General features: G+C 50.7%; 19 protein-coding genes and 6 tRNA genes. 4 read left to right on the top strand and 21 right to left on the bottom strand.

Annotation, left to right across the window (positions count from 1 at the left end):
• Positions 1-4: 4 nt before the first annotated feature.
• On the bottom strand, positions 5-2,689 hold the full coding sequence (gene leuS, locus GW591_RS10860; RefSeq protein ID WP_112198171.1) for a leucine--tRNA ligase: 2,685 nt from the start codon (positions 2,687-2,689) through the stop codon (positions 5-7).
• Positions 2,690-2,956: 267 nt separating this feature from the next.
• Here leuS and GW591_RS10855 point away from each other — a divergent pair, with 267 nt between their 5' ends.
• Positions 2,957-3,457, top strand: a complete 501-nt coding sequence (locus GW591_RS10855; RefSeq protein WP_013576489.1) for a zinc ribbon-containing protein — start codon at positions 2,957-2,959, stop codon at positions 3,455-3,457.
• Between the two features lie 59 nt (positions 3,458-3,516).
• On the opposite strand, the gene GW591_RS10850 is transcribed toward GW591_RS10855, so the two are convergent.
• The 9 genes from GW591_RS10850 to miaB all read right to left on the bottom strand — a co-directional run bounded on the left by GW591_RS10850 (position 3,517) and on the right by miaB (position 12,914).
• Positions 3,517-4,242 (bottom strand): amino acid ABC transporter ATP-binding protein, encoded by a 726-nt coding sequence (locus tag GW591_RS10850; RefSeq protein WP_013576488.1) that lies wholly within the window; start codon positions 4,240-4,242, stop codon positions 3,517-3,519.
• Entirely contained in the window at positions 4,239-4,916 is a 678-nt protein-coding gene (gene gltK, locus GW591_RS10845; RefSeq protein ID WP_013576487.1) for a glutamate/aspartate ABC transporter permease GltK, read from the bottom strand. The genes GW591_RS10850 and gltK overlap by 4 nt, the downstream gene beginning before the upstream one ends.
• A 2-nt stretch (positions 4,917-4,918) precedes the next feature.
• Positions 4,919-5,659, bottom strand: a complete 741-nt coding sequence (locus GW591_RS10840) for an amino acid ABC transporter permease (RefSeq protein WP_013576486.1) — start codon at positions 5,657-5,659, stop codon at positions 4,919-4,921.
• 189 nt (positions 5,660-5,848) lie between these two features.
• Positions 5,849-6,745 carry an amino acid ABC transporter substrate-binding protein gene (locus GW591_RS10835; protein WP_013576485.1) on the bottom strand — a complete coding sequence of 299 codons (897 nt, stop codon included), beginning with the start codon at positions 6,743-6,745 and terminating at the stop codon, positions 5,849-5,851.
• A gap of 437 nt (positions 6,746-7,182) precedes the next feature.
• Positions 7,183-8,712, bottom strand: coding sequence for an apolipoprotein N-acyltransferase (gene lnt / locus GW591_RS10830; protein WP_013576484.1), 1,530 nt, complete (start codon positions 8,710-8,712; stop codon positions 7,183-7,185).
• A 7-nt stretch (positions 8,713-8,719) separates the two neighbouring features.
• Positions 8,720-9,598: a CNNM family magnesium/cobalt transport protein CorC gene (gene corC / locus GW591_RS10825; protein WP_013576483.1), complete on the bottom strand. Its 879-nt coding sequence runs from the start codon at positions 9,596-9,598 to the stop codon at positions 8,720-8,722.
• A gap of 99 nt (positions 9,599-9,697) precedes the next feature.
• Positions 9,698-10,171, bottom strand: coding sequence for an rRNA maturation RNase YbeY (gene ybeY / locus GW591_RS10820; RefSeq protein ID WP_013576482.1), 474 nt, complete (start codon positions 10,169-10,171; stop codon positions 9,698-9,700).
• Complete coding sequence (locus GW591_RS10815) at positions 10,168-11,244, bottom strand: PhoH family protein (protein ID WP_112151683.1); 1,077 nt, start codon at positions 11,242-11,244, stop codon at positions 10,168-10,170. The genes ybeY and GW591_RS10815 overlap by 4 nt, the downstream gene beginning before the upstream one ends.
• 245 nt (positions 11,245-11,489) lie before the next feature.
• Positions 11,490-12,914: a tRNA (N6-isopentenyl adenosine(37)-C2)-methylthiotransferase MiaB gene (miaB, locus tag GW591_RS10810; RefSeq protein WP_013576480.1), complete on the bottom strand. Its 1,425-nt coding sequence runs from the start codon at positions 12,912-12,914 to the stop codon at positions 11,490-11,492.
• A gap of 188 nt (positions 12,915-13,102) precedes the next feature.
• On the opposite strand from miaB, the gene ubiF reads away from it, so the two are divergent.
• The gene (gene ubiF / locus GW591_RS10805) at positions 13,103-14,287 is read left to right on the top strand and encodes a 3-demethoxyubiquinol 3-hydroxylase (RefSeq protein WP_013576479.1); all 1,185 of its coding nucleotides are present in this window, start codon (positions 13,103-13,105) and stop codon (positions 14,285-14,287) included.
• A gap of 107 nt (positions 14,288-14,394) precedes the next feature.
• Here the strand turns inward: ubiF and GW591_RS10800 are convergent.
• The 11 genes from GW591_RS10800 to nagB form a co-directional block, all read right to left on the bottom strand.
• Positions 14,395-14,469: transfer RNA gene (locus GW591_RS10800), tRNA-Gln, on the bottom strand.
• A gap of 44 nt (positions 14,470-14,513) precedes the next feature.
• Positions 14,514-14,590, bottom strand: a tRNA-Met gene (locus GW591_RS10795).
• Between the two features lie 92 nt (positions 14,591-14,682).
• Positions 14,683-14,757: transfer RNA gene (locus tag GW591_RS10790), tRNA-Gln, on the bottom strand.
• 70 nt (positions 14,758-14,827) lie between these two features.
• Positions 14,828-14,902: transfer RNA gene (locus GW591_RS10785), tRNA-Gln, on the bottom strand.
• A 23-nt stretch (positions 14,903-14,925) separates the two neighbouring features.
• Positions 14,926-15,010, bottom strand: a tRNA-Leu gene (locus tag GW591_RS10780).
• Positions 15,011-15,017: 7 nt separating this feature from the next.
• Positions 15,018-15,094 (bottom strand) — tRNA-Met (locus GW591_RS10775).
• Between the two features lie 228 nt (positions 15,095-15,322).
• Positions 15,323-16,987, bottom strand: coding sequence for an asparagine synthase B (gene asnB / locus GW591_RS10770; RefSeq protein WP_013576478.1), 1,665 nt, complete (start codon positions 16,985-16,987; stop codon positions 15,323-15,325).
• Positions 16,988-17,347: 360 nt separating this feature from the next.
• Positions 17,348-18,100 (bottom strand): HAD-IIA family hydrolase, encoded by a 753-nt coding sequence (locus GW591_RS10765; protein WP_015690266.1) that lies wholly within the window; start codon positions 18,098-18,100, stop codon positions 17,348-17,350.
• Positions 18,101-18,157: 57 nt separating this feature from the next.
• Positions 18,158-19,381, bottom strand: a complete 1,224-nt coding sequence (nagC, locus tag GW591_RS10760) for a DNA-binding transcriptional regulator NagC (RefSeq protein ID WP_013576476.1) — start codon at positions 19,379-19,381, stop codon at positions 18,158-18,160.
• 20 nt (positions 19,382-19,401) lie between these two features.
• Positions 19,402-20,541 (bottom strand): N-acetylglucosamine-6-phosphate deacetylase, encoded by a 1,140-nt coding sequence (gene nagA / locus GW591_RS10755; RefSeq protein ID WP_013576475.1) that lies wholly within the window; start codon positions 20,539-20,541, stop codon positions 19,402-19,404.
• A gap of 149 nt (positions 20,542-20,690) precedes the next feature.
• Complete coding sequence (nagB, locus tag GW591_RS10750; RefSeq protein WP_013576474.1) at positions 20,691-21,491, bottom strand: glucosamine-6-phosphate deaminase; 801 nt, start codon at positions 21,489-21,491, stop codon at positions 20,691-20,693.
• 385 nt (positions 21,492-21,876) lie between these two features.
• Between nagB and nagE the strand changes: the two genes are divergently transcribed.
• A complete protein-coding gene (nagE, locus tag GW591_RS10745) occupies positions 21,877-23,913 on the top strand; it encodes an N-acetylglucosamine-specific PTS transporter subunit IIBC (protein ID WP_112198176.1) in 2,037 nt (678 codons plus the stop codon).
• Between the two features lie 192 nt (positions 23,914-24,105).
• Entirely contained in the window at positions 24,106-25,776 is a 1,671-nt protein-coding gene (gene glnS, locus GW591_RS10740; RefSeq protein ID WP_015690263.1) for a glutamine--tRNA ligase, read from the top strand.
• The last annotated feature ends 399 nt before the right edge of the window (positions 25,777-26,175 follow it).

Raw genomic sequence — 26,175 nt, 5'->3', positions numbered from 1 at the left:
TGACTCAACCTACAACCAGGTTAAGCAGTTTGCCCGGGACGTAGATTACTTTGCGAACCGTAACCCCATCCAGATATTTTGCGACCAAATGTTCTTCTGCCGCACGATCGCGCACTTGTTGCTCGGTAGCATCAGCGGCTACGGTGATTTTAGCACGCACTTTACCGTTCACCTGTACAACGACCAGCTTGGAATCTTCAACCATTGCCTGCTCATCAGCTTGTGGCCATGGCGCGGTATCCACGTCGCCTTCTCCTTGCAGCGACTGCCAGAGGCTGAAGCAGACGTGCGGAGTGAATGGATAAAGCATACGGACAACCGCCAGCAAGGATTCCTGCAGCAGCGCACGGTCCTGTTCGCTATCCTGAGGTGCACGACCCAGCTTGTTCATCAGTTCCATGATTGCCGCGATAGCGGTGTTGAAGGTCTGACGACGGCCGATATCATCGGTCACTTTGGCGATGGTTTTATGCAAGTCACGACGCAGATCTTTCTGTGCTTCATTGAGAGAAGCCACATCCAGAGCGGCAACACGACCTTTTTCTGTGTGCTCGAAGGCCAGTTTCCAGACACGTTTCAGGAAGCGGTTTGCCCCTTCAACGCCGGACTCTTGCCATTCCAGCGTCATTTCTGCCGGAGAAGCGAACATCATAAACAGACGCACGGTATCTGCACCGTATTTATCGACCATCACCTGCGGGTCGATGCCGTTGTTTTTAGACTTGGACATCTTGCTCATGCCCGCGTAAACCAGTTCGTGGCCTTGCGGGTCAGTGGCTTTGGTGATGCGACCTTTTTCATCACGTTCAACAATGGCATCCGCCGGGGAAACCCAGATACGTTCGCCGCTGTTACCGGTGTAGTAGAACGCGTCAGCCAGAACCATACCCTGACACAACAGGCGCTTGGCCGGTTCGTCAGAATCCACCAAACCTGCATCACGCATCAGTTTGTGGAAGAAGCGGAAATACATCAGGTGCATGATGGCGTGTTCAATACCACCGACATACTGATCGACTGGCAACCAGTAGTTGGCGGCCGCAGGATCCAGCATACCTTCGTCGTATTGCGGGCAGGTATAACGCGCGTAATACCAGGAAGATTCCATGAAGGTGTCAAAGGTGTCGGTTTCACGCAGACCCGGCATACCGTTGACGGTAGTTTTCGCCCACTCAGGATCCGCTTTAATCGGGCTGGTGATACCGTCCATGACCACATCTTCCGGCAAAACAACCGGCAGTTGATCTTCAGGCGCAGGAATAACGGTGCCGTCTTCCAACGTGATCATCGGAATTGGTGCGCCCCAGTAACGTTGACGGGAAACCCCCCAGTCGCGCAGGCGATAGTTCACTTTGCGCTGACCTACGCCTTTAATGACAAGGTCATCTGCTATAGCGTTCCAAGCTTCCTGATATCTTAAGCCGTCATACTTACCAGAATTATAAGATATTCCATCTTTTTCCAAATATGGTTCACTACGCTCATTATATAAGTCATTTTCTAAACTCATGAGCTCCGATGGATCACTAACGGCTAATGGTATTGGATCTACATGACTTGTTGTGCCTTTAAATATGGCTTCTTCATATGCTTCTTCAACAAGTGACTTAATCACGCGCTTAATAGGGAGGTCATATTTGGTGGCGAACTCCCAGTCACGCTGGTCGTGAGCTGGAACGGCCATTACCGCGCCGGTGCCGTACTCCATCAGAACGAAGTTAGCGACCCAGACTGGCAGCTTTTCACCGGACAGCGGGTGAATGGCAAACAGACCGGTTGCCATGCCTTTCTTTTCCATCGTCGCCATTTCTGCTTCGGCAACTTTGGTGTTACGGCATTCGTCGATGAAATCGTTCAGCGCAGGATTATTCTGTGCGCCCAACTGTGCCAGAGGATGACCGGCAGCCACAGCGACGTAGGTCGCGCCCATAAACGTATCAGGACGGGTGGTGTACACCGTGACTTTTTCATCGCTGTCAGCCACATCAAAGGTGATTTCCACGCCTTCGGAACGGCCAATCCAGTTGCGCTGCATGGTTTTCACCTGCTCTGGCCAGCTTTCCAGCGTGTCCAGATCGTTAAGCAGCTGATCGGCGTAATCGGTGATTTTGATAAACCACTGAGGAATTTCTTTGCGTTCTACTTTGGTATCGCAACGCCAGCAGCAGCCGTCGATAACCTGTTCATTCGCCAGAACGGTCAGGTCATGCGGACACCAGTTCACTGCGGAGGTCTTCTTATAAACCAGACCTTTTTCGTACAGCTTGGTGAAGAACCATTGTTCCCAGCGATAATAATCAGGCTTACAGGTCGCGATTTCACGATCCCAGTCATAGCCGAAGCCCAGCAATTTAAGCTGGTTCTTCATGTATTCGATGTTTTCGTAAGTCCACGGCGCAGGTGCGGTGTTGTTTTTAACCGCTGCTCCTTCCGCTGGCAGGCCAAACGCATCCCAGCCAATCGGCTGCAGAACGTTTTTACCGAGCATGCGCTGGTAACGGGAAATCACGTCACCGATGGTGTAGTTGCGCACGTGTCCCATGTGGAGACGGCCTGATGGATAAGGCAACATGGAGAGGCAGTAATATTTCTCCTTGCCAGGCTGTTCGGTAACTTTGAAGGTTTGCTTCTCTTGCCAGTGAAGCTGAACGTGTGACTCGATGTCTTCTGGACGGTATTGCTCTTGCATGGCGGCCGGTGGTCCTGTGAGTGAAAACAGCTACGCCTGTAGCTCAAAAAGTTTTAATCAAAAGATCCGCATAGCATAGCTGATAAGCGGTTGGAGCAACAACACCCAGCGAAGGCTAAAGGGAATTTCTGTCCGCTTCTGGCGCAATATTCATAATCTGCGAGTCAGCGCGAGATAATCTGCGCAACGGATCAGGGATTTACGACTAAAATAAAGGCAGTGCGTTCCCGCCGTGAAAATGGTTATGACAGTTCAAGGAGAGGAAATATGAGCAATATTACGCAATCTTACCGTCAGTTGGTGACATCACTGACCGAGCGGCTAAAACACGGTGAACGTGATATCAGCGCGCTGGTACAGGATGCCCGCGTCAGACTGCAGGAAGAGGGCAAGCTGACGGAAATCCAGATTGAACAGTTAACGTCGGCGGTACGCCGCGATTTGCACGAATTTGCCCGCAACTATGAAGAAAACCAGCAAGCCGTGGCAGAAGAAGATGACGGCACGGACAGTGTGTTCATGCGGGTCATTAAAGAAAGCTTGTGGAAAGAGCTGGCCGATATGACCGATAAAACCCAGCTGGAATGGAAAGAGGTTTTTAAAGATGTCAGCCATCACGGGATTTATCACAGCGGAGAAGTCGTCGGTCTGGGCAATCTGGTGTGTGAAAACTGTCATTTTCACTTAGCGGTGTATACGCCGGAAATTCTGAGTAAATGCCCGAAATGTGGTAACACTGAGTTTACGCGTCGTCCGTTTGAACCTTAAGCGTCAGACACCTGCCCCAGAGAGTCGGGGCAGGTGTGCTTTCTTTTTTTCAGTGCCGGTCAGTGCAGGATCTTCGCCAGGAAATCCCGGGCGCGATCGGATTCCGGATTATTGAAGAAATCGTCTTTATTGCGATCTTCTACAATCTTGCCTTCATCCATGAAAATCACGCGGTTGGCCACTTTACGGGCGAAGCCCATTTCGTGTGTCACCACCATCATTGTCATACCTTCGTTTGCCAGCTCAACCATAACGTCGAGCACTTCGTTGATCATTTCCGGATCAAGAGCGGACGTCGGTTCGTCAAACAACATCGCGATCGGATCCATACACAATGCACGGGCAATCGCCACACGCTGTTGCTGACCACCGGAAAGCTGGCCGGGGAATTTATTGGCGTGCGCGGACAAACCGACACGATCCAGTAATTTCAGGCCCTTGTCTTTCGCTGCCGCTTTATCACGTTTTAAAACTTTGACTTGCGCCAGTGTCAGGTTATCGATGATGGAAAGGTGCGGGAACAGTTCGAAATGCTGGAAAACCATGCCCACTTTTGCACGCAGTTGCGCCAGATTGGTCTTCTTGTCATTGACCGGCGTCCCGTTGACCAGGATCTCACCTTTCTGAACTGGTTCGAGTCCGTTAACGGTTTTGATCAGCGTCGATTTCCCTGAGCCTGAAGGCCCGCAAACCACCACAACTTCACCTTTTTTAACTTCGGTGCTGCAATCGGTAAGCACCTGAAAGTGCCCGTACCATTTAGAAACATTCTTCAGTGAAATCATGAAACGGTCCTTTTCTTCAAATAACGCACCAGCAAGGAAGCACAAAGGCTGATAACAAAGTAAATAAGTCCTGCAAACAGCACCATCTCAACCAGCGTACCGTCACGGTCACCAATATTAGATGCGCTGCGGAAGAAGTCTGCGAGGCCCAGAACATACACCAGCGAAGTATCCTGGAACAAAACGATCGCCTGCGTCAGCAGTAACGGCACCATCGCGCGGAAAGCCTGCGGCAGGATAACCAGCTTCATGGATTGCCATTGCGTCATACCCAGCGCCAGCGCTGCAGAAGACTGACCGCGTGCGATGCTGATAATCCCTGCGCGGATAATCTCCGAGTAATACGCCGCTTCAAATAACGCAAACGCGACCATCGCAGAAATCAGGCGGATATCGGTTTTAGGTGACAGTCCGAGCACTTTTTGCAGAAAGCCCGGCACAATCAGATAGAACCACAACAGCACCATGACCAGCGGAACCGCGCGGAAAAGGTTGACGTAAGCCGAGGCAAACCAGCTGATCGGCTTGAACGTTGACAGGCGCATGACCGCCAGCAGGGTGCCCCACAAAATACCGACTACAATCGCCAGCGACGTTATCTTCAGCGTAATGACCATGCCTTGCCACAGATAGGGCAGGCCGGGACCAATAGAACTCCAGTCGAATTCATGCATGCTTATTTCCCTCCCATGTTGCCCGGCAGGCGGACTTTACGTTCTACGAAATGCATCAGCAGCATGATGACGGCATTGATAAGGACATAAGCAACGGTGATTGCAGTGAATGATTCATACGCATGCGCGGAGTAATCCAGCAGCTTACCGGCTTGTGCGGCCATATCAACCAGACCAATGGTCGAGGCAATGGCGGAGTTTTTCACCAGGTTAACCATCTCAGAGGTCATTGGCGGCACGATCACGCGGTAAGCATTGGGCAACAGCACATAGCGGTAAGTTTGCGGCAGCGTAAGGCCCATCGCCAGTCCGGCATTGCGTTGTCCGCTTGGCAGGGACTGGATGGCTGCACGCACCTGTTCGCATACACGGGCGGCGGTGAACAACCCGAGGCAAATTACCGAGGAAGTGAAGAACTGTACGTCAGGCGCCAGTTCGGATTTAAACCACATGCCGATATTTTCAGGCAGCAGTTCAGGGACCACCAGATACCAAATGAAGAATTGCACGATTAATGGCACGTTACGGAATAATTCGACGTAACAGGTACCAATACCCGAAAGGATGCGGTTGGGGACGGTACGCAAAATACCGAATAGAGAACCGATGAGGAAGGCGATTATCCATGCGCAAATTGACAGTGCGACAGTGACCTGAAATCCATTCCAAATCCAGCCCAGATAAGTGGTGTTACCGAAGGGGGCTTGTTGCAGAAAAATGCCCCAGTTCCAATCTATTGACATAAAAACTCCGTAAAGCGGGTAAAGGCTTACCCATCTGAGTGATGACGCAATTCGCCTAAAGTGAATGGGAAAGAATGCGGGGTGGGGAACGACCACCCCGCATCTGTATCATCACAGGTTGGTGGTCCAACCTTGTATTTTAGTCACTTTTCACTCTTCTCTTGGTTATACCCGTCCATTTGGTATGACTTACAGCGCCTTATCGTTTGGCGCTTTGAACAGAGCTTTCATGTCATCGGACAGCTCAAAGTTCATATTCAGGTTTTTCGGAGGAATTGGTTTTTTGAACCAGGTTTCAAACCATTTGCCTGCTTCACCGGAGGTTTGTGCCTGCACGATGGTGTCATCAACCAGTTTTTTAAACTCAGCATCGTCTTTACGCATCATGCAGCCATAAGCTTCTTTGGATTGCGGCGTACCGACAATTTCCCAGTTGTCTGGTTTCTTGGCTTTCGCACGTTCACCGGCCAGCAAGGCGTCATCCATCATGAAGGCCACTGCGCGGCCAGTTTCCAGCGTACGGAAGGAGTCACCGTGGTCTTTGGCACTGATGATGCGCAGATCCAGTTTTTTCTCTTCGTTCAGCTTGTTCAGCAGAACTTCGGAAGTCGTACCGGAGGTTACAACAACAGTTTTGCCTTTAAGGTCAGTGAAATCTTTAATCTCTGAACCTTTTTTCACCAGCAGACGTGTACCGATCACAAAGATGGTGTCAGAGAAGGCTGCTTGTTGCTGACGTTCCAGGTTGTTGGTGGTTGAACCACATTCGAAATCGTAGGTGCCGTTTTGCAGCAGCGGGATACGGTTCTGCGAAGTGATTGGCATCATTTTGACCTGCAGGTCAGGCAGGTTCAGTTTTTTCTTCACTGCGTCAACGATAGCGTCAGAATAGTCCTGTGAATAACCCACAACTTTTTGTTCGTTGTTGTAGTAAGAGAATGGCACTGAGGATTCACGGTGACCCACCACGATAACGCCATTGTCTTTAATTTTTTTCAGGGTGCCGGTCAGTTCTTCTGCGTGAGCAAAGCTGCTCACGGTAACGCTTGCCAACAGTACTGATAACGCCAATTTGCGCAATTGCATGTCCAACTCCTTGCTGTCATTAGGGATCCAAACTCAGGGATCAGAAAGTACTAATGCCTCGTCATATGAAGCTAGAAAATAGCTGAATGTGAATATTATGAAACCACATTGTTTCTTTTTTGAGACGAGACACGCACCAAATCAAAGCAATCAAACGGCTATGCACCCGGAAAGTGCATGAGGAGCAGCCTGTTTGTACCAAAATGATGCATCCCGTCATAAAAAGTAACTAATCAGATATCTTTCAATCAGATGTAGCAAGAGTCGTGCCAAATGGCCTGATTTAACTTCATAAGCGGGCAAATCGGCAGCGCTTAATGCCGCAGTCGAAACAATCGGCAGCAGGTAAAAGGGGAGGGGTATTGAGATTAAAAAGGGGTGCTACAAAAAAGAACAGACACCCGGAGGTGCCTGTTTTAGAAACAAAACGCTTGTACTCAGGATTTACGGCGACCCAACCACAGCGCAACTGCCGCCATGACTGCCGTAGCAAACCACACCGGCCACCAGCCAGCCCGGGCATAAGGTGTCATACCCGTTGTCGGTGTGACCTTCACGTTCAGCACCTGACGGGTAAACTGCGGAATTTCGTGGGTCACATCGCCCTGAGCATCAACGACGGCGGTAATGCCATTATTGGTGCTGCGCAGCAACGGACGGCCCAGTTCCAGCGAACGCATTCGCGCCATCTGGAAGTGTTGCCATGGGCCAATCGAATGACCAAACCAGGCATCGTTTGAAATCGTCAGCAGGAAATTAGTATCCGGTTGCAGATTGTCGCGCACCTGTTCGCCGAAGACGACTTCGTAACAAATCGCCGTGGTCAGATTCAGGCCACTGACAAACAACGGTTTCTGCACGTAATCACCACTGGTCAGCCCGGACATCGGCAAATCGAAGAAAGGTGCCAGCGGGCGAAGAATGGCTTCCAGCGGTACGAACTCTCCAAAAGGCACCAGATGATGTTTGTTGAAGCGGTTTTCGTCAGGATAGTGATAGGGCTTTTCACCGCCGAGCACGATGGCGCTGTTATACACTTTCATGCCTTCTTCATTGCGACGGGCATCGATAATGCCGGTGATTAACTGGGTGCCGTGTGAGCGGTAGATATTATCCACCATGCTCAGGAAGCCCTGCTGATCGGATTCAATGTCTGAAATTGCTGATTCCGGCCAGATGATCATGCTGGATTTACCCACGTACGGGCGGCTGAGATCCAGATAGGTCTGCAGCGCACTTTCCAGTGCTTTCGGATCCCATTTCATGGACTGTGGAATGTTGCCCTGAACCAGTGCCACATCGACCGTTTTATCTGGCTGTTCCTGATACCAGTGGATATAACGCAGCGGCCACGGCAGTAACAGCATGGCAACAGCGATAATTCCCGGTGTGACGCGACGCTGATGTACTGCGTACACAATCAGTCCGCTCAGCGAGGTGAGTAAAATCGTGATGCCGTCGACGCCGGTAATCGGCGCGAGGCCTTTCAGCGGACCGTCGATCTGGCTGTAGCCGAACTGTAACCACGGGAAACCGGTCAGCACCCAGCCGCGCAGGAATTCAGTAACTTGCCACAAGGCGGGCGCGCCAAGTGCCAGTTTCCACCAGGTGGTTTTCGGCCACAGTTTGCTGAACAAGCCGGCAAACAACATCGTGTACAGCGATAAATACGCTGCCAGCAAGACCACCAGGAAAAGGTTGATCGCTTCCGGCATGCCGCCAAACGTGGCGATGCTGACATAAACCCAGTTTACGCCGCTGCCAAAAAGACCCATTCCCCAGAAAAAGCCGATGAGCGCGGCCTGAGCCGGACGACGATCGAGCGTTAATGCCAGCAGACCGCACAGCGAAATGATCGCCGCAGGCCAGAAGTCATAAGGGGAAAATGACAGCGTGCCACAGGCACCGAAAAAGAGCGCCAGCAGGGCGCGAACCCGCTGGCGTTGATATAAAGAGGCAATTGCCATGAAGTAATTATTCTTCCAGTATCGGTTGCGGCGCGTCGTCCGGTATTTTTACATGAACCTGAATGATACGACGGCTGTCAGCCATCGCAACCTTGAACAGGTAACCGTCAATTTCAATGCTTTCACCACGCGCCGGTAAATGGCCGAATGACTGCATGACCAGACCACCAATCGTATCGACTTCGTCGTCACTGTAATGGGTCCGGAACACTTCATTAAAATCTTCGATCGGTGCCAGTGCGCGGACGGTGTAGGTATGGCGGCTGAGCTGACGGATATCCAGATCTTCTGCTTCATCGTACTCATCATCGATTTCGCCGACGATCAGTTCGAGAATATCTTCTATGGTTACCAGACCTGAAACGCCGCCGAATTCATCAACGACAATCGCCATGTGGTAACGCTGTGAGCGGAATTCCTTCAGCATGCGGTCTACGCGTTTGCTTTCAGGGACAACGACCGCGGTTCTCAGCACTTTATCTATGCTGAATGGCTCAGACTCTGTGCGCATAAACGGCAGCAGGTCTTTGGCCATCAGGATGCCTTCAATGTGATCCTTATCTTCGCTGATCACCGGGAAGCGTGAGTGTGCAGATTCAATAATGACATCGAGGCACTCTTCCAGCGGCTGGTTGCGTTTTAGCGTGATCATTTGTGAACGTGGGATCATGATGTCCCGGACGCGCTGCTCGGCGATATCCATCACGCCTTCCAGCATGTCACGGGTATCGGGGTCGATCAGATCGTTTTGTTCTGAATCACGGATCAGCTCAACCAAATCGCCACGGTTTTTTGGTTCACCGTGAAAAAGCTGGCTAAGGATAAGGGAAAAGAAGCCCTTCTTGGGACTGGGGCTGTCACTATTTTGTGAATGGTCATCGCTCATGGCGTTTGGTTTTTTTTACTCGTAGTTAGTGAAAATTATGCGAAACGCCTGCGGATAAACACGTTATCAGGCAGGCATTACGCGAGTTTACTGTGAAGCTTAGTTATCTTCTTTCTCTGAAATATACGGATCCGGATACCCCAGACCCTGCATGATTTCAGTTTCAATCGATTCCATTTCTTCGGCTTCTTCGTCAACGATATGGTCATAGCCCAGCAAATGCAAACTGCCGTGAATGACCATATGCGCCCAGTGAGCCAGAAGTTCTTTGTCCTGCTCTTTTGCTTCTTTCTCCACAACCTGGCGACAAATAATCAGGTCGCCAAGAAGCGGCATCTCCATACCAGGAGGTGCTTCGAACGGAAAGGATAACACGTTGGTCGGTTTATCCATCCCACGATAAGTCATATTAAGTTCATGACTTTCAGGGATATCGACCAGACGGATTGTGACTTCTGATTCTTCCTGAAACTGAGGAAGAACCGCTTCAAGCCAGGTCTGGAAATCATTTTCTGACGGTAAACCTGCTGCATCTTCGCAGGCAATTTGTAAATCGAGGATTACCGTGTTCATTGACTGGCCTGTTGTGTTGAGCTGTTCTGATGTTCATGTTTACGCTCTGCGGCAATCGCATCGCGGCGTTTTTGATCTTCTTCTTCCCAGGCTTCGTACGCGACAACAATGCGCGCAACGACCGGATGACGTACCACGTCTTCACTGTGGAAGAAGTTAAAGCTGAGTTCTTCGACTGACGACAGCACTTCAATCGCATGACGAAGCCCTGATTTCTGATGACGCGGCAAGTCGATTTGCGTCACGTCACCGGTGATCACCGCTTTGGAGTTAAAGCCAATACGGGTCAGGAACATCTTCATTTGTTCGATAGACGTGTTCTGGCTTTCATCAAGGATAATAAAAGCGTCGTTCAATGTACGTCCACGCATGTAAGCCAGCGGGGCGACTTCAATAACGTTGCGCTCAATCAGTTTTTCAACTTTCTCAAAACCGAGCATTTCGAACAATGCGTCATACAGCGGGCGCAGATATGGGTCAACTTTCTGACTGAGATCCCCCGGCAGGAAGCCCAGTTTTTCACCGGCTTCAACGGCAGGGCGGGTCAGAAGAATGCGGCGCACTTCCTGACGCTCCAGCGCATCCACCGCAGCAGCCACGGCCAGATATGTTTTACCGGTACCTGCAGGACCGATCCCGAAGGTGATGTCGTGGTCGAGAATGTTGGCGATATACTGCGCCTGATTGGGCGTGCGCGGCTTCACCATGCCACGCTTGGTTTTGATGATGACCGCTTTGCCGAAGTCGGGCACACTTTCTGCTGTTTGTTCCAGTACCCGGCTTTCTTTGATCGCCAGATGAATTTTTTCAGGATCGATATCCTGGATCTCACCGCGCAGCGGCGCAGTGTCAACGTATAAATCACGCAGGATGTCGGCGGCTGCCGCAACCGGCAGGCTCTTTCCGACCAATTTAAACGCGTTATCACGACGGTTGATTTCAACGCCCAACCGGCGCTCCAGTTGTTTGATATTGTCATCAAACGGCCCGCACAGGCTCAGCAAACGCTGGTTGTCTTCGGGCTCCAGTAAAATCTCTTGTGTTACAACGTTCAAACGAATCCTCTGGGTCACTTCGGACCAGTTGTCATTTCACCCGGCTGAGTCACTGCTTTCAGCCGCCAACCATACCTGACTTAATAATACATGCCCTTGGCAAAATATGCTGCGCCGTGGCAGCAGTTGCAGGCACCGTCATCCGGATATGCGGCCTTTGCTGGAAAATTAAACCCTTATGATGAGGTTATTACCGAAAATCTCAAAAGAAACAGGACGCCGGAGCGCCCTGTTGATTTCAGGCTGTGCATTATTCTGGTGGTTCAGGGTTGATATAGTCCAACGCCCAATTCATTTTCTTTGCGGGTGCGTTCGATAACTGATTGTGGTGATTCATGCAGGCGAAGCGCCATCTGTTCTTCCGTACGGACAACCACACCGCGCAGTGAGTTGGCATACACGTCGACAATTTCGACATCAACGAACTTACCAATCATGTCCGGTGTGCCTTCGAAGTTGACCACGCGGTTGCATTCGGTACGGCCGGTCAGCTCCATAATGTCCTTGCGGGACGTGCCTTCCACCAGAATACGCTGAACAGTACCCAGCGTGGCGCGGCTAAAGCGCATGACTTGCTGTGTGATTCTGTCCTGTAACAGCGCCAGACGCTGTTTCTTCTCATCCATGCTCACATCATCAACCATATCTGCCGCCGGTGTGCCCGGACGCGGAGAATAGATGAAGCTGAAGCTGACGTCGTAATTCACCTGCGCAATCAAATCCATCGTGCGTTCAAAATCTTCGTTCGTTTCGCCAGGGAAACCGATGATAAAATCTGAACTGAAATGAATATCAGGACGCGCGGCGCGTAACTTGCGGATAGTCGATTTATATTCCAGCACTGTATGAGGACGCTTCATCATCGTCAGAATGCGATCGGAACCACTTTGGATCGGCAGATGCAGGAAGCTCACCACTTCAGGCGTATCTTTATAGACTTCTATAATATCATCAGTAAATTCGACCGGATGACTGGTGGTGAAACGAATACGGTCGATACCGTCAATCGCTGCCACCAGACGCAGCAGCTCAGCGAAGGTGCACACGCCACCCTCAAACGCATCGCCACGATACGCATTAACGTTCTGGCCCAGCAGGTTAACTTCACGCACGCCTTGCGCGGCCAGTTGTGCCACTTCAAACAATACGTCATCGCACGGGCGGCTGACTTCTTCACCGCGCGTATAAGGCACTACACAGAAGCTGCAATATTTGTTGCAGCCTTCCATGATGGAAACGAAAGCGGTCGGGCCGTCTGCGCGCGGTTCCGGCAGCCGGTCAAATTTTTCGATTTCAGGAAAGCTGATATCCACGACCGGGCTTTTGGTGCCGCGTACGTGGTTCACCATTTCCGGTAAACGATGCAAGGTTTGCGGACCGAAGACGATGTCGACACAAGGCGCACGTTTACGCAGCATTTCGCCTTCCTGTGATGCGACGCAGCCACCCACCCCAATGATAATATTCGGGTTTTTCTTTTTCAGTAATTTCCAGTGTCCGAGCAGGCTGAACACTTTCTCCTGCGCTTTTTCCCTTATTGAGCAGGTATTCAGCAGCAGAATGTCTGCTTCTTCAGCGTTATCCGTCAGCTGGTAACCATGGGTGCTGTCGAGAAGGTCAGCCATTTTGGATGAATCATATTCATTCATCTGGCAGCCCCAGGTTTTTATGTGCAGTTTTTTAGTCATCAGCGTGTCAGTACTCAATACGGGAAACGTTAGATCGGCAGTGCCGCAGTGCATAGCATAGTTCAGGGGCGCTATTGTAAACCCTCACTCCAGTGCTGACCAGTGCAGGAAAGCAGCTTAGGCCCTGATGCCAACACAAAAATCCGGTACACTTCGCATAATGAACTGAACAGAAAGCCGGAATAATAATGAATAATTCTGAGAAGACATTTGATGCAGTCATTGTGGGTGGCGGCATGGTGGGCGCTGCCACAGCCCTGGGGCTGGCGCAGCAGGGATTGCAGGTTGCTCTGATAGAGAATGAAGAACCTGCCGGGTTTGATCCGTCAGCGCCGGCTGATTTGCGTATCTCCGCGATCGGTTGTGCGTCTGTGCGCTTTTTACAGAAACTGGGGGCGTGGGGGGCGGTTGAGAAAATGCGCTCAGTCCCATACCGCCGCCTGGAAACCTGGGAAGTTGACGGTTCTGAAGTGAAATTTGATGCGCAGTCTCTCGGATTGCCGGAACTGGGCTTCATGGTCGAAAACCGGGTACTTCAGCTGGCGCTGTGGCAACAGTTTGATGCCCTCACCAGCCTGACCCGTTTTTGCCCGGCAAAATTGCGTCACCTTTTGCAGCACGATGATAAAACCTGGTCTTTGCAACTGACTACGGGTGAATTACTGCGCACGCCACTTGTGGTCGCTGCCGATGGTGCGAATTCGCTGGTGCGGCAGTTAGCGGGGATTGGTGTGGATGGCTGGGAATACCGCCAGCACTGTATGCTGATTCATGTCGAAACCGCAACGCCGAATCAGGACGTGACATGGCAGCAATTTTTCCCTTCCGGCCCGCGGGCGTTCCTGCCGCTGTTTGATAATCAGGCCTCGCTGGTCTGGTATGACAGCCCGCAGCGTATCCGTTATCTGAAAACGCTGAATATGCAGCAACTTACGACAGAAGTGATGCAGGCTTTCCCGGCACGGCTGGGCACAGTGAAAGCAATATCCGCAGGTGCATTCCCACTGGTTCGCCGTCACGCTCAGCGTTATGTCTTACCGGGGCTGGCGCTGGTGGGTGACGCAGCGCACACCATCAATCCTCTGGCAGGGCAGGGCGTCAATCTGGGATACCGTGATGTGGAAGCATTGTTATCGGTGCTGGAAAAGGCGCGTGACCATGATGAAGCGTGGAGCAGCGAGAAAGTCTTACTGCGCTATCAGCGTCAGCGTCGTCTGGATAATCTGCTGATGCAAAGCGGGATGGATTTATTCTATACCGCCTTCAGTAACGATCTGGCACCGGTGAAAGCGTTGCGTAATCTGGCGCTGATGACCGCACAACGTACGGGCGCACTGAAAACCAAAGCACTTAAATACGCATTGGGGATTTAATGACGTCAAGGCTGGTGGGAAAACATCTCCACCAGACCTCTATTTTTAGATAAATATTTAAAATACAGAAAAGCAAAAGGCCTGCTAAAAAGCAGGCCTTTCTAATGTGGCTGGGGTGCCAGGATTCGAACCTGGGTATGCTGGTATCAGAAACCAGAGCCTTACCGCTTGGCGACACCCCAATTTTGTTTCTCACTACCTTTTGAGTAGTGTACTGCAAGTAAAATGGTGGCTACGACGGGATTTGAACCTGTGACCCCATCATTATGAGTGATGTGCTCTAACCAGCTGAGCTACGTAGCCAAATTCTACTGACTTACTTCAAAACTTCAAGCACTAATTTAACTAACTTAATAATAAATTTCAAGTGCTTACCAATTATACAGAAAGAAGTATGGCTGGGGTACCTGGATTCGAACCAGGGTATGCTGGTATCAAAAACCAGTGCCTTACCGCTTGGCGATACCCCAACAGTACAACTTCTTCAAATTGGATTTTCCTCACAACCACATCAGTACAACAATGTGAAAGGTAAGAAAATGGCTGGGGTACCAGGATTCGAACCTGGGAATGCTGGTATCAAAAACCAGTGCCTTACCGCTTGGCGATACCCCAACTGTGCTGCCGATGTCTGGAAATGGTGCGGGAGGCGAGACTTGAACTCGCACACCTTGCGGCGCTAGAACCTAAATCTAGTGCGTCTACCAATTTCGCCACTCCCGCAAAAAGATGGTGGCTACGACGGGATTCGAACCTGTGACCCCATCATTATGAGTGATGTGCTCTAACCAACTGAGCTACGTAGCCATCTTTTTTCGCGCTACCTTCATCGGCGTTGCGGGGCGCATTATGCGTATATGACCGTTTTGCGTCAACACCTTTTTTGGAGAAAAAGGCCTGACGGCGTCCATTTGTCTGGCTTATAACCACTCTGGTGATTAATTGGACAAAAGACATTATTTTTACTGACTTTACCCATTAAAAAACGGGCCTGAAGAGGCCCGTTTGCTACAAGGATATTTACCGGTAAATCGGTTATTTATAAGCGGACTGATGCACGCCAACGGCACGGCCAGAAGGATCGTCCATGTTTTTGAACGCTTCGTCCCATTCAATAGCTTTCGCTGAAGAACAGGCCACTGACGGCCCGCCAGGCACACATTCAGCCGCGCTTGGCACCGGGAATAACTCTTCAAAAATCGTACGGTACAGGTAGCCTTCTTTCGAGGTCGGCGTGTTGTACGGGAAACGGAAATGTGCAGTTTCAAGCTGTTGATCGGTGATCTGCTGAGAGGCCACTTCTTTTAAGGTATCGATCCAGCTGTAACCTACGCCATCAGAGAACTGTTCTTTCTGGCGCCAGGCCACGCTGTGTGGCAAATAAGACTCGAAACATTCACGCAGGATATGTTTCTCCATCTTGCCGTTGCCGCACATCTTGTCTTTCGGGTTGATACGCATCGCGACGTCGAGGAATTTTTTGTCCAGGAACGGGACGCGGGCTTCAACACCCCAGGCTGACATGGCTTTGTTGGCACGCGCACAGTCATACATATGCAGGGCCAGCAATTTACGCACGGTTTCTTCATGGAATTCTTTAGCGTTTGGTGCTTTATGGAAATACAGGTAGCCGCCCAACACTTCGTCTGCGCCTTCGCCAGACAACACCATTTTGATGCCCATCGCTTTGATTTTACGCGACATCAGATACATCGGCGTTGATGCGCGGATAGTCGTGACGTCATACGTTTCAATGTGATAGATAACATCGCGGATAGCATCCAGACCTTCCTGCACGGTGAAGTGAATTTCGTGGTGCACGGTGCCTAAATGGTTGGCGACTTCCTGAGCAGCGCGCAGGTCCGGTGAACCTTGCAGACCGACGGCAAAGGAGTGCAGTTGCGGCCACCAGGCTTCGCTCTGATCTTTATCTTCGATACGGCGGCCGGCAAATTTCTTGGTGATGGCGGAAATCACGGAGGAATCCAGACCACCAGACAGCAGCACGCCGTAAGGCACGTCAGACATCAGGTGACTTTTTACCGCTTCTTCCAGTGCATCTTTCAGCGCCGCAGCGTCAGTGACGTTGTCTTTGACGTTTTCGAAGTCAAACCAGTCACGCTGGTAGTATTCGCGAATTTCACCGTCCTGGCTCCACAGATAGCTGCCTGCCGGGAATTCTTTGATGGTGCGACAAACCGGCACCAGCGCTTTCATTTCTGAAGCGACGTACATGTTGCCGTGTTCGTCGTAGCCCATGTACAGCGGGATAATGCCCAGATGGTCGCGGCCAATCAGGTACGCGTCTTTTTCTGTGTCATACAGAATAAAGGCGAACATACCTTGCAGTTCATCGAGGAAGGCAGGGCCTTTTTCCTGATACAGCGCCAGAATGACTTCACAGTCAGATGCGGTCTGGAATTCATACTTGTCGCCCAGTTCTGCGCGCAATGCCTGATGGTTGTAAATTTCGCCGTTCACAGCCAGAACGTGGGTGTGTGCTGCGTTGTACAAAGGTTGTGCGCCGTTGTTCACGTCGACAATGGACAGACGCTCATGCGACAGAATGGCTTTATCGCTGGCAAACACACCGGACCAGTCGGGTCCGCGGTGACGCATCAGGCGCGACAGTTCCAGCGCTTTTTTGCGCAGCTCGACAGCGTCAGTTTTGATATCGAGCACACCGAAAATTGAACACATATGACTTTCTCCCTAACGACCTTTCTCTGGCTGTTATTTTTATGATTACGAATGAGGATCAACGTTGCCGTTCTTTCAGTTTTAGCCCGGCGTTGTTGCGTTGCTGACTATGAAAATGCGTCAAAACCCCTATGTTGTGCAAGTGGTTTAACGCTCTTCTGATAAATAGTTGGTTGATGGTGGGTGATCTTTGATGAATCATCAGTTTTATGGCGATTTTATTAGCGGATTATTAATTTAATCGCCAAAAATTGAGGAGGATTCAAAAAAAGAGAAAAGTGGATAAAAATCAGACGGCAAGACAAAAAAAAGAGCCTGAATAAAGATCCAGACTCGTTTTCAGGCAGTGGCCGGAAACGCTTAAATCACGTCGATATCGGCAACTGAAGGGTAAATCCAGGTCGGACGGAAAGGCATTCCCTCAATATCGTTGAGCGTTGAAACGCCAGTCAGCACCAGAACGGTTTCCAGACCTGCCTGGAAGCCCGCCAGAATGTCAGTACGCAGATTATCCCCCACAATGACGGTATCTTCGGAATGCGCCTGCATTTTATTTAACGCCGAACGGATAATCCACGGACTCGGTTTGCCGACATAAAATGGCTGGCGTCCGGTAATTTTTTCGATCGGTGCACACAATGCGCCGCAGGCAGGAACAAAACCGTGTCCGTGGTTATCAGGATTTGTCGCGATAAAGCGCGCGCCGTTTGCCACGAAATAGGCGGCTTTATGGATCATGTCCCAGTTATAAGAACGGGTTTCGCCGACAATCACGAAATCAGGATTGATATCGGTAATGGTAAAACCGGCTTTATAGAGTTCATGAATCAGCGCACCTTCGCCGACGACATAGGCTTTTTTGCCTTCCTGACGTTTGAGGAAATCGGCTGTGGCCATCGCAGAGGTGAAAAATGCACTTTCAGGCACGTCGAGACCGGCAGCGCCGAAGCGGTTTGCCAGATCCTGTGCTGTCTGGGAAGGGTAGTTAGTGAGAATAACCAGAGGCATTCCCTGTTCCTGAATCCGCGCCAGAAAACGATCGGCGCCAGGTACTGCGGTATTGTCGTGCAACAGCACGCCATCAATGTCACAAATTACGTTCTTTATCGTCATAATTTCCAAACCCACATTTTCAGTCCCATTCCTGGCAGCCAGATACTATAGCACGTCTTAATTTTCCATCAGACGCTGTAACAGAACGCCATTCAGCATCGCCCGTTTAACCAGGGCAAACGCACCAATCGCTGACTGATGATTCAGGGCAGAGGTCACTACCGGTAAATTACGGCGGAAATCTTTCAGAACCTGCGCATTAATGCAGTTCTGAATTGCCGGAAGCAGAACCTTATCGGCTTCGGTGATTTCGCCGGCAATCACGACTTTTTGCGGGTTGAACAGATTTATCGCGATCGACACCCCTTTACCCAGCTGGCGGCCAACGTGTTCGATGACTTCGGTTGCCAGCGGATCGTGGCGGTTGGCCGCTTTGCAGATCGCCGAAATTGAACAGTCATTCAGACTCAGCTTGCTGGCGTAGCCTTGCGTCAGTAAATGGCGCACCCGATTTTCGATGGCAGCGTTAGCCGCAACGGTTTCCAGACAGCCGAAATTACCGCAGTGGCAGCGTTCGCCCAGCGGGTCGATCTGAATATGGCCGATTTCACCGACGTTGCCGTTACTGCCGAGAAAAATCTGGCCGTTAACGATGATTCCGGCACCGGTACCACGGTGTAAACGAACCAAAATGGAGTCCTGACAGTCGCGGGTTGCACCGAAGTAGTGTTCGGCAAGCGCCAGACTGCGGATATCGTGGCCGACAAAACTGGTGACTTTAAACCGGGCTTCCAGCGCATCGACTAATTTCCACGCGCCCACGCTGATATGCGGCATATAGCGCACGATGCCTTTATTCGGATCGACCAGCCCCGGAAGGATGACGGAAATGGCAATCAGTTCGCGGATTTTGCGCTGATTTAGTTCAATGAATTGCTGTATAGCCTCGAACAGCGCGTTCTCCAGGGTTTCCTGAGTGCGTTCGGGCAGGGCGTAATGTTGTTCGGCCAGCGATTTTGCGCTGAGATCATAAAGCGTTATCGTCGCATCATGGCGACCAAGACGTACTGCGATGGTATGGAAAGGGCGGGTTTCGGTGATGATAGAAATAGCGCGGCGCCCTCCGGTGGAAGCCTGCTGATCAACTTCTTTAATCAGCCCGCGCTCAAGCAATTGTCGGGTAATTTTGGTCACACTGGCGGGCGCTAACTGACTCATGTCAGCAATCTGAATGCGCGAGATGGGACCTTGTTGGTCAATCAGGCGGTAAACCGCCGCGCCGTTTAACTGCTTAACCAGATCAACGTTGCCGATTTGTGCCTGCTGTCCGCCAGTTGTCATCAATGCTGTTATCCGCTCAATTAAACTTCGTCACCATTAACGATAGTTTTTGTGATTTTAAAATCATGAGTGAACGCGGTGAGGTTGGCGACTTTACCTGCTTCGATGCTGCCCAGTTGGTCTTCAACACCAATGGCGCGTGCCGGATAAAGCGTTGCCATACGCAGCGTTTCGTCCAGCGCGATGCCAACATGTTCGACGCTATTTTGTACCGCTTCGATCATCGTCAGCGCAGAGCCGCTCAGTGTTCCGTTTTCGTCCACACAGAGTCCGTCACGGTAGTATATTGTTTTACCGGCAAAAATGAACTCATCAATATTCGCGCCAGCCGGAGCCGTTGCGTCAGTGACCAGCACCAGCTTCTCGCCTTTGAGCTTTTTCGCATTGCGAATATTCGCCCAGTCAACGTGAAGACCATCAGCAATCACGCCGGTATAGACTTCTGGCGTATCGAAGATTGCACCAATAAGACCAGGCTGACGGCCCGTGATGGCTGGCATTGCATTATAAAGGTGCGTAGCAAAGCTGATACCTGCGGCAAAACCGGCACGGGCTTCAGCATAGGTGGAATTTGAATGGCCTGCGGAAATCACTATTCCTGCATCACGCATCTGGCGGATATATTTTGCATCAACCTGTTCGGGTGCGAGCGTCAGTTGGGTGATCACGTCCGCGTTTGCACACAGAAAATCAATCATCGCGCTGTCTGGCAGGCGGATAAAGGCCGGGTTGTGCGTGCCTTTTTTCAGCGGGCTGAGGTAGGGTCCTTCAAGGTGCAGACCCAGTGCCTGGTTAGGATACTTTTCCAGATAGGTACGCATCACGCTGATACCGTGTTTCATGTAGTCGTCGCTACAGGTAATCAGCGTCGGTAAGAAACTGGTACAGCCGGATTTTTCATTGGCTTTCTGCATGATTTCTAACGTTTCTACTGAAATGGCTTCCAGTGAATCGTTGAATTGCACGCCGCCACAACCATTAAGTTGCAGATCGATAAATCCGGGGGCAAGAATGGCGCCATCCAGACTGCGGGTTTCCACATTCGCCGGCAATTCACTTACCGGGCAGACACGTTCAATTTTGCCATCGGCAATGACCACCGCGTGGTTATCCAGAACGTCATGACCGGTATAGACCCGGCCGTTCACTAAAGCGTACATCATGCCCCCTAGTACGTTTGCCCTTCTCCAGTCACGCTGCTGCTGCGTTGGCGGCCTCACTCACTCCGGTCACTTACTTCAGTAAGCTCCCGGAGATTCGCTCGTTGCCGCCTTGCCGCAACCCGACTGGCTTTGGGCATAATTTTGGATCAGAGATTTTTCATATTTTCCGCTTCTAACTCGCGGAAATATTTAACAGTTTTGACTTTCAGTTCCATGGTGGACGGTTCGTCACACACCATAACGGCTTTCGCGTGCAATTGCAGGCAGCTGATGGTCCACATATGGTTGATATTACCTTCAACTGCCGCTTCCAGCGCCTGCGCTTTCGCATGGCCGGTCACCAGAATCATCACTTCTTCTGCGTCCAGCAACGTGCCCACGCCAACGGTCAGGGCGTATTTTGGCACCTGAGAGACATCGTTGTCGAAGAAACGTGAGTTCGCGATACGGGTTTCATGGGTCAGGGTTTTGATACGCGTACGGGAAGCCAGAGAAGAGGCTGGTTCGTTGAATGCGATATGACCGTCATTACCCACGCCGCCCATAAACAGGTGAATTTTGCCGTAAGACTTAATTTTCGCTTCGTACTGGCGGCATTCTTCGTTGACGTCTGGTGCATTACCATTCAGCAGATTGATGTTTTCGCGTGGAATATCAACGTGGTCAAAGAAGTTTTTGTACATAAACGTATGGTAGCTCTCAGGGTGTTCCTGCGGCAGACCGACATATTCGTCCATGTTGAAGGTCACTACGTTCTTAAAGCTAACCTGGCCTGCTTTATGCATGGCGATTAAATGTTTGTAAGCTTCGAGCGGCGTACCACCGGTTGGTAAGCCCAGAACAAAAGGGCGGTCAGCAGTGGGTTTAAATGCGTTGATGCGTTCAACAATATGACGTGCAGCCCATTTGCCAACTTCAGTGGGGGTGTTTAATGGAATAAGTCTCATCAGATACCTCTTAGTTTCAGAATATTGAATATAATGTGTCTGTCCTCCGCAGAAGTGCTAGCGCGGGACAATAAGTCAGAAAGCAGTTTTGGGTTCAGGGCGGTCTTGTTAAGCGTAAACCACCGCAACGGTTTATGACTGGCACAATACCGTCTGGATTTTTTTAATGATAAAATAAGTTTGGTGTATTGACCAGTGAAATGGCATGTTATGACCTCTTTTTGGTGACAAATCTCACAAAAAGAGAGGTTTTAATTTGCGATACGAAATAATATTTTTACACTCGCAATTGCAGTTGGTTAAATCGGAACGGTAAATGTAAAAGGTAGTAAACATACTAATTAAACTACTTTGGTGATTCGCTTACGGGCGAGTAGGGGGAATGTTGAATATACTGAGTTATTTACAAAAGATTGGCCGGGCATTAATGGTGCCCGTTGCTACGTTGCCAGCCGCCGCAATCCTCATGGGCGTCGGTTACTGGATCGACCCTGTGGGTTGGGGGGGAGACAATGCGCTGGCGGCATTTTTCATTAAATCTGGCTCCGCCATTATTGAAAACATGTCCGTACTGTTTGCGATCGGTGTGGCGTATGGCATGTCCAAAGACAAAGACGGTGCAGCTGCACTGACGGGTTTTGTCGGTTTCCTGGTGCTGACCACGCTGTGTTCGCCTGCAGCCGTGTCCATGATTCAGAAGATCCCGTTAGACCAGGTGCCGGCGGCATTTGGTAAAATCAATAACCAGTTTGTCGGTATCTTAGTCGGTATCATTTCTGCTGAGTTGTACAACCGTTTCAGCCACGTCGAGTTGCCGAAAGCGCTGTCATTCTTCAGTGGTCGTCGTCTGGTTCCGATCCTGACTTCTTTCCTGATGATCATCGTTGCCTTCATCCTGATGTATGTATGGCCTCTGATTTTCAACGGTCTGGTGACCTTCGGTGAGCATATCCAGCAACTGGGTTCTGCCGGTGCCGGTATCTATGCCTTCTTCAACCGTTTACTGATCCCGGTCGGTCTGCATCATGCACTGAACTCCGTGTTCTGGTTTGATGTTGCAGGTATTAACGATATCCCTAACTTCCTCGGTGGTCAGGAATCTATCCAGTCAGGTAAAGCGGTGGTGGGTATCACCGGTCGTTATCAGGCAGGTTTCTTCCCGATCATGATGTTTGGTCTTCCGGGCGCGGCACTGGCGATTTACCACTGCGCACGTCCTGAAAACAAAGCAAAAGTTGCTGGTATCATGCTGGCTGCTGCTTTCGCTTCCTTCTTTACCGGTATCACCGAACCGCTGGAATTCTCCTTCATGTTCGTTGCGCCGGTGTTGTATGTGATTCACGCCGTACTGACCGGGATTTCGGTCTTCATCGCAGCAAGCATGCACTGGATTGCCGGTTTCGGCTTCAGCGCAGGTTTGGTGGATATGGTGCTGTCTTCCCGTAACCCGCTGGCGACTCACTGGTACATGCTGATCCCTCAGGGTCTGGTGTTCTTCGTGATTTACTATGTGGTGTTCCGTTTCACCATCCAGAAATTCAACCTGCTGACCCCGGGACGTGAACTGGCAGTGGCCGGTGACGAAGCGGACGGTTACGACGTTGATGTGGAATCTGCTGGCAACAAAGGTGACGAAACCGTTGCTCTGGCACGTCGTTATATCAGTGCCATCGGCGGTTCAGAAAACCTGACCGGCATTGATGCCTGTATCACCCGTCTGCGCCTGAACGTGAAAGACTCCGCACTGGTCAACGACGGACTGGCGAAACGTCTGGGCGCTTCAGGAGTTATCCGTCTGAATAAACAAAGCGTGCAGGTGATTGTCGGTACCCGTGCCGAAATCATTGCCGGTGCGATGCGTACCGCACTGAATGCAGGCCCGATTGCTGCGGCTACCGTGACTCCGGCTGCGCCACTGTCTGAAATCAAACCTCAGGCAGTGCCAAACAGCGTGAAAACGGTAGTGGAAACCTTAGTGTCTCCGGTTACCGGTGACATTGTGGCGCTGGATCAGGTGCCTGATGAAGCCTTTGCCAGCAAAGCGGTGGGTGATGGTGTTGCCATCCGTCCTACCGATAAAATCGTTGTGTCGCCGGCTGCGGGCACGGTGGTGAAAATCTTCAATACCAATCATGCGTTCTGCCTGGAAACGATTTCCGGTGCTGAAATCGTGGTGCATATGGGGATTGATACTGTTGCACTGAACGGCCAGGGCTTTACCCGCCTGGTTGAAGAAGGGGCAACAGTCACTGCCGGTCAGCCTGTACTGGAACTGGATCTGGATTATCTGAATGCCAATGCGCGCTCAATGATCAGCCCGGTAGTCGTCAGCAATATTGATGATTATACCGGTGTGACGTCACTGGCCAGCGGTTCAGTGGTTGCCGGTCAAACGAAACTGTTCGATATCCAGGGCAAATAACCCTGCGGATGATGTAACAGGTCGACGTAGTGACAGCGGGAAGAGAGCGATCTCTTCCCGTTTTTTATTGTCTGAGGACAGAGGCACCAGAGATAACCACGATTTAATGCAACTAACGGTTGTTTCCCGGCGTGGCTTGTTGGAACATAAGCGGTTATCCGTAGAGTCAATGTTGCGTAGAGGAATTGCACAATGAGTGAGGCTGAAGCCCGCCCAACAAATTTTATCCGTCAGATTATTGATGAAGATCTGGCGACCGGGAAGCACAATACCGTTCACACCCGTTTCCCACCTGAGCCTAATGGTTATCTGCACATCGGTCATGCGAAATCTATCTGCCTGAATTTCGGCATCGCGCAAGACTATCAGGGCCAGTGTAATCTGCGTTTTGACGATACCAACCCGGCAAAAGAAGACATCGAATTCGTTGAGTCAATCAAACGCGACGTTCAGTGGTTAGGTTTCGACTGGAGCGGCGATATTCATTACTCCTCGGACTATTTTGATCAACTGCATGCTTATGCGCTTGAACTGATCAACAAAGGTCTGGCGTATGTTGATGAACTGTCTCCTGACCAGATCCGTGAATATCGCGGCTCCCTGACGTCGCCGGGTAAAAACAGCCCGTACCGCGATCGCACCGTGGAAGAGAACATTGCGTTATTTGAAAAAATGCGTAACGGTGAGTTCGCCGAAGGCGCTGCGTGTCTGCGTGCAAAAATCGATATGGCCTCGCCATTCTTTGTCATGCGTGATCCGGTTCTGTACCGTATTAAATTCGCAGAACATCACCAGACCGGTAAAAAATGGTGCATCTATCCGATGTACGATTTCACCCACTGCATTTCCGATGCGCTGGAAGGGATCACCCATTCGCTGTGTACGCTGGAATTCCAGGATAACCGTCGTCTGTACGACTGGGTTCTGGATAATATTTCTATTCCATGTCACCCGCGTCAGTACGAATTCTCCCGTCTGAATCTCGAATACTCCATCATGTCCAAGCGCAAGCTGAACCTGCTGGTGACCGAGAAGATTGTTGAAGGCTGGGATGACCCGCGCATGCCGACCGTTTCAGGTCTGCGTCGCCGGGGCTATACCGCGGCGTCTATCCGTGAATTCTGCCGTCGTATCGGCGTTACCAAGCAGGATAACAACGTTGAAATGATGGCGCTGGAATCTTGCATCCGTGACGATCTCAACGAGAACGCACCGCGCGCCATGGCGGTTATCAATCCGGTTAAAGTGATCATTGAAAACTTTACCGGTGATGATGTGCAGATGGTGAAGATGCCGAATCATCCGGGCAAACCGGAAATGGGCACCCGCGAAGTGCCGTTTACCCGTGAGATTTACATCGATCAGGCTGATTTCCGCGAAGAAGCCAACAAGCAGTACAAACGTCTGGTGTTGGGCAAAGAAGTGCGCCTGCGTAATGCGTATGTGATCAAAGCAGAACGTATCGAGAAAGACGAGGAAGGAAATATCACCACTATCTTCTGTTCTTACGATATCGACACGCTGAGCAAAGATCCTGCCGATGGCCGCAAGGTGAAAGGCGTGATCCACTGGGTGTCCGCGTCTGAAGGCAAACCGGCTGAGTTCCGCCTGTATGACCGTCTGTTCAGCGTCGCAAACCCGGGCCAGGCGGAAGACTTCCTGACCACCATCAACCCGGATTCCCTGGTGATTTCCCACGGTTTCGTGGAGCCATCACTGGTGGCTGCACAGGCTGAAATCAGCCTGCAGTTTGAGCGTGAAGGTTACTTCTGTGCCGACAACCGCTACTCAAGTGCTGAACATCTGGTGTTTAACCGTACCGTTGGCCTGCGTGATACCTGGGAAAGCAAACCCGTCGCGTAAGTCCTCAGTATGAGGTAACAAAAACGCAGTTCAGGCTGCGTTTTTTTTCGCCTGTTATTCTTGTCAGAGATGCCTTTTGTTTTTCGTCGCGAATTAATGTATTTCCTATGCTTACTTTTAAAACGTTGTGCCACAGCCGTTCATATTGCTGAAACGTTTAAACTGTAAGATGATTTTGTTTAATCGTATGTTTTAATTATATATTATTATAGTCCATTGCTTTAATCCTTTCCTGCATACCTCTGTAATGCTTTTTCATCTTTATGTGCACTTTGTCATATTTCGATAATTAATGATTAATTACTCATTGATAATTCGCGTCGCGAAAAATACTCTTGATGTTGATTTAACCGGTTACGCCTCTGGCGACCGCTTTTTATACCCGTTTGGGTTTTGCTC

It is taken from the genome of Rahnella aceris (assembly GCF_011684115.1).
GTDB lineage: Bacteria > Pseudomonadota > Gammaproteobacteria > Enterobacterales > Enterobacteriaceae > Rahnella > Rahnella aceris.
This window is presented reverse-complemented; position numbering and strand designations above follow the sequence as displayed.